Source organism: Streptococcus sp. 1F3, assembly GCF_054968985.1.
Genome location: NZ_JBUEQR010000048.1, coordinates 1 through 8,347, shown reverse-complemented (window position 1 = coordinate 8,347; position 8,347 = coordinate 1). Strand labels below are relative to the sequence as shown.

Here is an 8,347-nt window from a genome sequence, read left to right as displayed (position 1 = left end):
TTTGAAAACTTTAAAAAACGCATTTTGATTGCTTTAAACGTAAAGAAAGAGAGAACCAAGTTCGTCCTCTCTAGGTGTTAGCTTTTCATCAACCCACTACAGTTGACAAAGAGCCCGTTTTTTTACATTCTTGAAACTAGTTGTGTGTTTTTATAGGCAAACGATGAGTTTTGTGCTAAAATAGTAGGAGGAGGGCGAAATGATTAAGATATTTGGTCGGGTTCGATATCACTGGCAGCCAGAGTTGTCATGGTCGATTATTTATTGGTCCTTAACAATTACTCCTGCCTTTCTTGCCCTATCTCTCATATTGGAACGATTGCGAATATCTGATACGATTATTCAGCTATTTGTACTAGTGATTATTATGTTTGGGATAGGCTGGCATCGTTATTTTGTGATTGAAGAAGAGTATCTAAGGATTTCTTCAGCGAATCCCTTTTCCTCGAAAAAGATAGGGATAGGTACGATTTCCAAAATAGAGGTGACCTACCTATTCGTGAAAATTTTTTCAGCAGATATGCCTGAAGGGAAAGTGTACTATATTCGTAAATGGCCTAAAAAGTATTTTGTCAATGCTTTAGCTCTCAATACTCATTTTCAAGGGGAAATTGTCTTGACAGATCATCTGGTCACTCAGGATTATTTTGAAGAATATTATGCGAATAAAGACTAACTAGTCGACAGAAATAGCTTTTGTAGGACAAGATTTGGCAGCTAGAAGCATGTCTTGTCGATCAGCTAGTTCCTTACTCGTTTGATGAGGAGCATCAGCGAACAAGACGATGCCATCGTCATCGTAATCAAAAACGTTTGAAAGGGTCTGGCATAGGCCACAGGCGATGCATTTTTCTGGATAAAGTGTAATGTTCATATTATTATTGTAATGAGATTTTATAAAAAAGACAAGGAGAAAGATTAGTCATGTCACAAGAACCATGGAATGAGGAAATCTATCACTCAACAGAGAGTAGAAGAAGCCGCTCAACGAAAAGTAGTTCAGGTATGCGGGTGTTGAGTATCTTAGCAGTATTGTTCTTATTTATTGTCATTATCACTACTGTTGTGATGGTTTACCTATCACATGGAGGTAGTAAGACAGATGCCAATCAAGAGTTTTATAATACTAGCAGTACAAAGACTTCAGTAAGTAGTACCAAGGCAGATAACTCTACAGTCAGCACAAGTAGCTCGTCAGAATCTTCAACGCTTACAAGTGAGTCCAGTAGCAGTAGCCTAGAGGAGACAAGCCAATCCTCAGTAGCAGTAAGTGGCGAAACCATCGCTGTTCAGGCTGGTGAGGGGCGTGATATGATTGCAGCTCGTGCGGGCATTTCTCCGGAAGAGTTGGAGCGTTTGAATCCAGATAAAATGACAGGACCTGGTGGCACTTGGTGGGCAAATCCAGGTGACCTCGTTAAAATTAAGTAAGGGGAAGTATGAAATCAATTCAAATCGCCATTGATGGTCCAGCATCAAGTGGTAAAAGTACCGTTGCAAGGATTGTTGCGAAGCTATTTGACTATACCTATCTGGATACAGGAGCTATGTATCGGGCAGCAACCTATTTAGCCTTGCAGTATCAAGTGGATCCAGAAGATAGTGCGGCTATTATTGCCCTCTTGGATCAATTTCCGATTAGTTTTGGTCGCAATGAAAAGGGGGAACAGTTAGTCTTTGTTGGTGATGTTGACATCACCCATGCTATTCGTGAGAATCAGGTGACGAATCATGTTTCCTGGGTGTCCGCTCTTGCTCCGATTCGTGAGAAATTAGTTGACTTACAGCGTAAGATTGCAACGCAAGGGGGCATTGTCATGGATGGGCGTGATATTGGAACTGTGGTGCTTCCTGATGCGGAGTTGAAGATTTTTCTGATTGCATCAGTTGAAGAAAGGGCTCTGCGACGCTTTAAGGAAAATAAGGAAAAAGGAATTTCGGCTGATTTGGAGCGCTTGAAAGAAGAGATTGCCTTACGTGATCATAAAGATAGTACACGAGCTGTTTCTCCTCTGAAAGCGGCAGAGGACGCGATTACTTTTGATACGACGGGTGTGTCAATTGAAGGTGTTGTTGAATTTATTTCCGAAAAAGTAAAAGAAATTCTTGACAAGTAGAGAAAGTGTTGTTATACTAGTAACATTGAGAAAAGCAGAAGTGAGAGCTTCTCGCCTTGCGACTAACGTTGTCTGGCTCTACGTGTTAAATTTTCTTCGGAAAGATAATGATGTAGTGGTGGACTTGTGTTAGCAAGTCCACTTTGTTTTTCTCGAAAAAAATAAAATGAGGTGAAAGCCATAGCAAAGCAAGATTTGTTCATCAATGATGAAATCCGTGTGCGTGAAGTTCGTCTTATCGGTCTTGAGGGTGAACAGTTAGGAATTAAACCGCTCAACGAAGCCCAAGCGATAGCTGATAGTGCTAACGTTGATTTAGTGTTGATTCAACCGCAAGCTAAACCGCCTGTTGCAAAAATTATGGACTACGGCAAGTTCAAATTTGAGTACCAGAAAAAACAAAAAGAGCAACGTAAGAAACAAAGCGTTGTGACGGTCAAAGAAGTGCGTCTAAGCCCAACTATTGATAAGGGAGACTTCGATACAAAACTTCGCAATGCCCGTAAATTCCTTGAAAAGGGAAATAAAGTAAAGGTTTCTATTCGTTTTAAAGGACGGATGATTACCCATAAGGAAGTTGGAGCCAAAGTCTTGGCAGAATTTGCTGAAGCAACGCAAGACATTGCGATTATTGAGCAGAGAGCTAAGATGGATGGACGTCAAATGTTCATGCAACTTGCACCAGCTTCAGAGAAAAAATAAGCTTATTATGCAAAAGGAGAATTAAAATGCCAAAACAAAAAACTCATCGCGCATCAGCTAAACGTTTCAAACGTACAGGTTCTGGTGGATTGAAACGTTTCCGCGCTTATACTTCACACCGTTTCCACGGTAAGACTAAAAAACAACGTCGTCACCTTCGTAAAGCAGCAATGGTACATTCAGGTGACTTCAAACGTATCAAAGCAATGCTTACAGGACTTAAATAAGTCAAACGATTAGAAATTAGAGAATTATTCGGAGGAAAATGAAATGGCACGTGTTAAGGGTGGCGTTGTATCACGCAAACGCCGTAAACGTATTTTAAAATTAGCTAAAGGTTACTATGGTGCAAAACATATCTTGTTCCGTACTGCAAAAGAACAAGTAATGAATTCTTACTACTATGCATATCGTGACCGCCGTCAGAAGAAACGTGATTTCCGTAAATTATGGATTACTCGTATCAATGCGGCTGCTCGTATGAATGGTCTTTCATACTCACAATTGATGCATGGTTTGAAATTGGCTGAAATCGAAGTAAACCGTAAGATGTTGGCTGATCTTGCTGTTCATGATGCAGCTGCTTTCACAGCGCTTGCAGATGCAGCAAAAGCTAAACTTGGAAAATAATAATGAAAAGGTAGAAGCTTCTACCTTTTTTTGTGGTCTTTTGTCCCTTGTAGTGGATAACGAATACTTTGCTAATCTAGAGCAGGTGAAAATGTTGCGGACCTTGCGGGCTTCTTTAAGTAGAATGATTTTCCATATTCTATTTACAAAAGTTGGTTCAAGGGGATGAAGTCAAGCGCCAGGCAAATGACAATGGATAATGTGACAAGAGTTATACGCAATAAAAATCAAAAGTAGACTAGCTTTCACAATTAAGAATTGTGAAAGGTTGGAAATGAGAGTAGCACCGCTAATTTCCTTATAATCGAAGCCGACGGTAGAACCAGCGTTTACCAAGGCAAGTTGAGGAAGTATCCTTTTGATTTTTAAAGAGTATTAGCTACTAATGGAAAGAAAAAGGAGTAGGGTCAATCGTCACTACAAAGTCACAATTACCTACTCTTTTATTTTAGGATTAGCTAGGCTTCCTGACAAGTATAAAATAGGATAGAATAGCCTGAATCTCTATTGAATGACTCTACTATATGGAGAAGGATAATCCTTTACTCGTTTTTTTCACTTGATGTTGAGCTAGTCGTTGTTGTATTTTCTCCTGTACTTGAGTTCTGTATTGCTTCGTGCAGGGTGCGATAGCTCGGTGCTTGAAAGAGGTCAACCGTAGAGGTACGATTATTTTGACTATAAAGGCTTGTTGATTTGTCTCCCAATTCCTCTTCAATGGCTAGTTGTGCCTCAAGAGAATGGATATAGGAGAAGTCTTTGGTATTTACAGTCGGTAGACCATTGTCTAGGAAGCGCAGAAGATCGCCTGTCTGAATGGCATCACTAGCAGCTAGTTGATGTTTGACACGTGTGCGAATGTCTTCCACTTTTTTGAGGGTATCCTCATCGGGATTGGTAATTTCTTCTCCTGTTGTAGTATTGTAGAGTTTGCCAGCAAAGCTAGTATATTCTGGAGTAATAAAATTGCCAGGGGTACGGAGTGCGACAATCTGCTGATTCTCTTTTGATAAGAGGTCTTGCCCGACTTGGAGGTATTTTTTAGAGTCAAGGCCTAGAAGATGCTCTAGGGTAGGTAGGGCATCAATTTCTCCACCGAAGGTATCAATGATGTGCCCTTTGTTTGTTCCTGGGATAACGATCATATAAGGAACCCGTTGGAGCATGGCATTGCCATAGTCTGACCACGTTTCAGGATTGGCACCAAGGAGAGGGGCAAGGCTTGGGTTACGAGAGTTAGAAATTCCGTAGTGGTCTCCATAAAGGACAATGATGGATGTTTCATATAAGCCGGTAGCTTTCAAATAATCGAAGAAAGCCTTGATGGAAGCATCCAAGTAGTTAGCAGTAGCAAAGTAGCCATTGATTGTTTCGTCCTTGGTATTTGCTAGTGGAAATCCCAGCTCATCTCCTGTCAGGCTTGTGGTGTACGGATAGTGATTGGAGACAGTAATAAATTTTGTATAAAAAGGTTGTTGTAGGTGTTCCAAGTATTGGATTGAATCTGCTAGCATGACCTTATCATTTAGGCCGTATTCAAAGGAGTTGTCAGCAGTAGTCTCTGTGAAATAGGACTTATCAAAGAAATAATTGTAGCCCCACTGTTTGTAGGTATTGTTCCGATTCCAGAAACCAGCAGCATTTCCGTGAAAAACGGCGGATGTATAACCTGCTTCTTGAGCGAGGATATGAGGTGCCGCTTGCTGCGTATTGCTACCACCATACTGTACCATGAACGATCCTTGATTGAGCCCGAAGAGGGAAGTTTCAATCATGGTCTCTGCATCAGATGTTTTACCAGCCTTTACTTGATTAAAGAAGTTGGAAAAAGCAAAGGTAGAGTTGGAGTGATAGAGGGAATTTAGAAACGGTGTGACTTCGTAGTCCTGTCCATCAACATTTAGTTTGTAGTCAATGATAAACTGCTGTAGACTTTCCAAATGCAGATAGATGACATTTCGACCTTTTGCTATACCAAAGTATTCATCGTTTGGTTTGGCGTAATGTTCTTCGACATATTGCTGGACAGGAACCAAGTCTTCAGCTGAAGCTTCTGAGCGGTCTTTATGAACGTTATAGGTTTGGTAGGCATTGTAGCCTAGGAAAGAAGGGAGGCCTAGAGCTCGGACGATATAAGTATTGGAAAAGCCACGTGATAGTAGCTCGGGACGGTCAATTTCTGCAAGGAAGAGATTGATGGAAAAAAGGAGAACAGAAAGGGCTGTGACTGCAAAACTAGAGCGCTTGTTGAAGGGCTGTGGATCAATAGGGATTTTTTTCTTGAAATAGAGGTAGGCTATTCCAAGAAAATCTAGGAAATAGGTCAAATCCCAGATTCTCAGTGCCTTGACAGTCGTTTGCAACAAACCAGCTGCGACGCTCGAACTAGCCATCATGGTGGAAATGGAGATGTAGTCAGAAAATTCTCTAAAGTAGAGCGTATTGGAAAATAGCCATAAAAATAGTAAAAAGTAGAGGAAGCATGCAGTTCGATAAAACCACTTGGTCGATTTGATGTAGAGGGCGAGACCGATAAAAAGGAGGCCGACAGGAAGCGGGTTAATAAACAGGATAAAATTCTGGTAGAAACCTTTGGTATCTAAATTGAAGTCAATGAGGTAAGCCCATAGTGTCTTTATCCAGTAGAGCATGACCAGAATGAGGATAAAGCCAATTCTAGAACGTAAGGTTTTTGATAACAGGTAACGATTTTTGTTCACAAGAAGCTTCCTTTCTAGTAATTGTACACTTCACAAAATCTTAGTCCATTATACCATATTTTTAAAATATTCCTTGATTAGAGAAGTTTTTTTGAGATATAGTGTAAAATTTGTTATAATCGGAGTATGATAAAATTGATAGTGAGTCCCATTGTAGAACGAAAAATCAAGCAGGGGATCTATGTGCTTGAAGCGCGTGATTTTCCCCAACTTGGACTAAAAAATACACTGGTTCAGCTGGTGAACCAGCAGGAAAGATTTTTAGGGCAAGCCTATCTTTCTACCCAAAATAAGGGGATTGGTTGGTTGATTTCTAGAGAAAAAATTCTAATCAATCAGACCTTTTTCCAACAACTATTTGCTAAGGCTAGAGCAAAACGTTGTAGCTTTGAATCATCTGATAGGACGACTGCCTATCGTTTGTTCAATCAAGATGGTGATGGTTTTGGTGGCATCACCATTGACCGTTATAATGATTATGCGGTCTTTTCCTGGTATAATGAGTATATCTATTCCATTAGGGAGATGGTTGTTGCTGCCTTTCAGGCTACTTATCCAGAGATTCTAGGAGCCTATGAAAAGATTCGTTTTAAAGGGGTGGACTATGAATCTGCCCATCTCTACGGTGAGGAGGCACCAGCTACATTTCTGGTTCGTGAAAATGGTGTTGCTTATCAAGTTTTTTTACATACAGGCTTGATGACAGGGATTTTTTTGGATCAGCACGAGGTCAGAGGTGCTCTAGTGGATGGTCTTGCAGCTGGAAAAACTCTCTTGAATATGTTTTCTTATACTGCAGCTTTTTCAGTAGCTGCAGCTATGGGGGGAGCTAGTCAGACAACCTCTGTCGACTTGGCGAAACGATCGCGGGACTTGTCTGAGGCACATTTTAGGGCAAATGACCTTGCTATTGACCATCACCATTTCCTTGTCATGGATGTCTTTGACTATTTTAAATATGCGAAACGAAAGGGTTTTTCCTACGACATCATCGTTCTTGATCCGCCTAGTTTTGCACGCAATAAAAAGCAGACCTTCTCAGTAGCCAGAGACTACCATCGGCTCATTGCCCAAGCGCTCGATATTCTAAGCCCAGAGGGGATTATAATCGCTTCCACCAATGCCTCAAATGTCTCCCTCGAAGCATTCAAAAAAGAAATTGAAAAAGGATTCGGTGCTTGTAAGCACCGCTATCTTGAGACCTATCGTCTTCCGAGTGATTTTGTCTCCAATAAAAAAGATGAAAGTAGTAATTACCTCAAGGTCTTTACAATACAGGTAAAAAAATGAAAATAGTAGTACCGGTTATGCCTCGCAGTCTCGAGGATGTTGCCAATATTGATTTAGACAGATTGGCAGGAGTTGATTTAATCGAGTGGCGAGCTGATTTTCTTCCCAAGGAGGAAATTTTAACAGTTGCGCCGGCTGTTTTTGAAAAGTTTGTTGGTCGTGAAGTAATCTTTACCTTGAGAACAAGGTGTGAAGGGGGACACATTGATTTAACAAATGAAGAATATATTGATCTACTGAAAGAAATTGCCCATCTCTACCAGCCTGAGTTTATCGATTTTGAATATTATTCGCATAAGGAAGTCTTTGATCAAATGCTAGAGTTTCCAAATCTCGTTTTAAGCTACCATAACTTTGAAAAGACGCCGGAAAATTATATGGAAATCATGTCGGAATTAACTAGCCTATCTCCTGCTGTAGTCAAGATGGCGGTGATGGCAGAGACCGAGCAAGATGTTTTGGATGTTATGAATTATACGCGTGGATTTAAAACGCTCAATGCAGAGCAGTCCTATGCGACCATGTCTATGGGGGCTTTAGGGAAATTGTCACGTGTCGCAGGGGGATTGACAGGTTCTTGTTGGACCTTTGCCAGTCTAGATGAGGTGAGCGCACCAGGACAACTCTCCCTAGGAAATGTCCAAAAAATCTTGACAGCATTGGAGGAGTAGGAGCTATTGCTCCAGCAGGTGTGGCTAATACTCTAACACTATCCCTGAAGAAAAATCTAGTGTAAGAGATTTCAGTCATCAATATTCGTAGGGAATGAGGCACGTCAAACGCATGAACGTTTTCTTATATCACTTTGTTTATTAAGCACTTTTTTTGAAGCAAGGATGGCTCATTTTCATCTTCCTCTCCCCTTATCTTCTATCTCTAAAACCTAAT

The 8,347-nt window shown here is 40.7% G+C and carries 10 protein-coding genes and 1 other annotated feature; of the genes, 8 read left to right on the top strand and 2 right to left on the bottom strand.

Annotated features, from left to right (window positions below; translation table 11 throughout):
• The first annotated feature begins 199 nt into the window (after window positions 1-199).
• The gene (locus ACVPON_RS04705; protein ID WP_462876672.1) at window positions 200-676 is read left to right on the top strand and encodes an EbsA family protein; all 477 of its coding nucleotides are present in this window, start codon (window positions 200-202) and stop codon (window positions 674-676) included.
• Here the strand turns inward: ACVPON_RS04705 and ACVPON_RS04700 are convergent, their stop codons facing one another.
• Window positions 677-874, bottom strand: coding sequence for a ferredoxin (locus ACVPON_RS04700; protein ID WP_462876670.1), 198 nt, complete (start codon window positions 872-874; stop codon window positions 677-679).
• Window positions 875-924: 50 nt separating this feature from the next.
• Between ACVPON_RS04700 and ACVPON_RS04695 the strand changes: the two genes are divergently transcribed.
• The 5 genes from ACVPON_RS04695 (at window position 925) to rplT (ending at window position 3,449) form a co-directional block, all read left to right on the top strand.
• Window positions 925-1,431, top strand: coding sequence for an SAG1386/EF1546 family surface-associated protein (locus tag ACVPON_RS04695; RefSeq protein ID WP_462876668.1), 507 nt, complete (start codon window positions 925-927; stop codon window positions 1,429-1,431).
• A gap of 8 nt (window positions 1,432-1,439) precedes the next feature.
• A complete protein-coding gene (gene cmk / locus ACVPON_RS04690) occupies window positions 1,440-2,117 on the top strand; it encodes a (d)CMP kinase (protein WP_462876666.1) in 678 nt (225 codons plus the stop codon).
• A 26-nt stretch (window positions 2,118-2,143) separates the two neighbouring features.
• Window positions 2,144-2,273: a sequence feature (ribosomal protein L20 leader region), on the top strand.
• Window positions 2,274-2,288: 15 nt separating this feature from the next.
• Window positions 2,289-2,819, top strand: coding sequence for a translation initiation factor IF-3 (infC, locus tag ACVPON_RS04685; RefSeq protein WP_075098933.1), 531 nt, complete (start codon window positions 2,289-2,291; stop codon window positions 2,817-2,819).
• A 26-nt stretch (window positions 2,820-2,845) separates the two neighbouring features.
• Window positions 2,846-3,046, top strand: coding sequence for a 50S ribosomal protein L35 (gene rpmI, locus ACVPON_RS04680; protein ID WP_003025048.1), 201 nt, complete (start codon window positions 2,846-2,848; stop codon window positions 3,044-3,046).
• A 43-nt stretch (window positions 3,047-3,089) separates the two neighbouring features.
• Window positions 3,090-3,449 (top strand): 50S ribosomal protein L20, encoded by a 360-nt coding sequence (gene rplT / locus ACVPON_RS04675; RefSeq protein ID WP_462876663.1) that lies wholly within the window; start codon window positions 3,090-3,092, stop codon window positions 3,447-3,449.
• A 542-nt stretch (window positions 3,450-3,991) separates the two neighbouring features.
• Here rplT and ACVPON_RS04670 read toward each other — a convergent pair.
• On the bottom strand, window positions 3,992-6,169 hold the full coding sequence (locus ACVPON_RS04670; RefSeq protein WP_462876661.1) for an LTA synthase family protein: 2,178 nt from the start codon (window positions 6,167-6,169) through the stop codon (window positions 3,992-3,994).
• Window positions 6,170-6,295: 126 nt separating this feature from the next.
• On the opposite strand from ACVPON_RS04670, the gene ACVPON_RS04665 reads away from it, so the two are divergent.
• Window positions 6,296-7,459: a class I SAM-dependent rRNA methyltransferase gene (locus ACVPON_RS04665; RefSeq protein ID WP_462876659.1), complete on the top strand. Its 1,164-nt coding sequence runs from the start codon at window positions 6,296-6,298 to the stop codon at window positions 7,457-7,459.
• Window positions 7,456-8,130, top strand: coding sequence for a type I 3-dehydroquinate dehydratase (aroD, locus tag ACVPON_RS04660; protein WP_462876657.1), 675 nt, complete (start codon window positions 7,456-7,458; stop codon window positions 8,128-8,130). The genes ACVPON_RS04665 and aroD overlap by 4 nt, the downstream gene beginning before the upstream one ends.
• Window positions 8,131-8,347 lie beyond the last annotated feature (217 nt).

What these genes read in the sequence shown, in the direction of transcription:
- ACVPON_RS04705 (WP_462876672.1), top strand. Translation starts at nt 200, where the DNA reads ATGATTAAGATATTTGGTCGGGTTCGATATCACTGGCAGCCAGAGTTG.
- ACVPON_RS04700 (WP_462876670.1), bottom strand. Translation starts at nt 874, where the DNA reads ATGAACATTACACTTTATCCAGAAAAATGCATCGCCTGTGGCCTATGC.
- ACVPON_RS04695 (WP_462876668.1), top strand. Translation starts at nt 925, where the DNA reads ATGTCACAAGAACCATGGAATGAGGAAATCTATCACTCAACAGAGAGT.
- cmk (WP_462876666.1), top strand. Translation starts at nt 1,440, where the DNA reads ATGAAATCAATTCAAATCGCCATTGATGGTCCAGCATCAAGTGGTAAA.
- rpmI (WP_003025048.1), top strand. Translation starts at nt 2,846, where the DNA reads ATGCCAAAACAAAAAACTCATCGCGCATCAGCTAAACGTTTCAAACGT.
- rplT (WP_462876663.1), top strand. Translation starts at nt 3,090, where the DNA reads ATGGCACGTGTTAAGGGTGGCGTTGTATCACGCAAACGCCGTAAACGT.
- ACVPON_RS04665 (WP_462876659.1), top strand. Translation starts at nt 6,296, where the DNA reads ATGATAAAATTGATAGTGAGTCCCATTGTAGAACGAAAAATCAAGCAG.
- aroD (WP_462876657.1), top strand. Translation starts at nt 7,456, where the DNA reads ATGAAAATAGTAGTACCGGTTATGCCTCGCAGTCTCGAGGATGTTGCC.